We start from the raw sequence: 991 nt of genomic DNA on the forward strand, positions 1-991 counted from the left end.
TCGCCCAGAATGATATCTTTTGCACCGGGCAGGCCATCAAAATTCCTTTTGTCATAAACGAGTTCCACGAACATTGCTTAATGCCTCTTTACTGGATGGGTATACAGTATTTATACTGTGTTTTTATCCAGTATTCAAGAGGGGCTAATGATGCCACGACGTAGCGATATTGAAATAGCCTGGCATGCTTCGATACAGCGAGAACCGAATGGCCGGAAGACTGTCACCACACAGCGGTTTGTCCAGGAACTGGGTAAGGTTAACTGGCACTGGACGCTGAAGCAGGCCAACGATTGGATAGAATGTTATGTAACAACATTCCGCGATGTCTCCACGCAGGAAGGCGAGAACCGAACCTTTCAGCTGTTCAATCCAAACGGAGGACTATAGCCATGGGGTTCCCTTCACCGGCCAGCGATTACGTTGAAACGAGGATCTCACTCGATCAGCAGCTTATCAGCCAGCCAGCAGCGACTTACTTCATGCGGGCATCGCGTTCACATTTCAGGGAAGGGATACTCCAGGGAGCGCTGCTTGTGGTAGATGCGTCACTTACTGCCTGCGATGGCTCACTGCTGATTTGTGCAATCGACGGGGAGTTCAGGATCAAGCGATATCGGACTCATCCTCAACCCCACTTGATTAATCTGGAGAGCGGGAGAAGGGAGGCGCTACCAGTAGATGATGACGGTTACGGTTCTGTACCCGCTATATTCGGGGTGATTACTTACATCATTAATGATGCCAGGAACGCGGAGTTTGATGATTGTCCGGCGATGTGAATAGCTGAAATTTTACGGTGAAGTCGATGCATTGTGTCGGGGGTTTCCCCCGATTATTCCCCGTTCAGAAAACAGACATAAAAAACCAGCCGTAACAGGCTGGTTCTTAGAGGATTTTTGGTCGGCACGAGAGGATTTGAACCTCAGCCCCCCCGACACCCCATGCTGGCGAGTTACCGCTTAAGGGCTGCTATGTGCCAAGAGCGGAC

Annotated in this window: 3 pseudogenes; 1 reads left to right on the plus strand and 2 read right to left on the minus strand. The window is 50.3% G+C overall.

Annotated elements, in window-relative coordinates:
- Window positions 1-74: pseudogene (locus KQJ19_RS23720) on the minus strand (DinI family protein); the annotation flags it as partial.
- A gap of 91 nt (window positions 75-165) precedes the next feature.
- Window positions 166-246: pseudogene (locus tag KQJ19_RS23725) on the minus strand (DinI family protein); the annotation flags it as partial.
- Between the two features lie 30 nt (window positions 247-276).
- On the opposite strand from KQJ19_RS23725, the pseudogene KQJ19_RS23730 reads away from it, so the two are divergent.
- Window positions 277-782: pseudogene (locus tag KQJ19_RS23730) on the plus strand (S24 family peptidase).
- Window positions 783-991: the final 209 nt, after the last annotated feature.

Source organism: Citrobacter sp. S46_ASV_140 (genome assembly GCF_018919545.1).
In the GTDB taxonomy this organism is placed as follows: domain Bacteria; phylum Pseudomonadota; class Gammaproteobacteria; order Enterobacterales; family Enterobacteriaceae; genus Citrobacter; species Citrobacter braakii.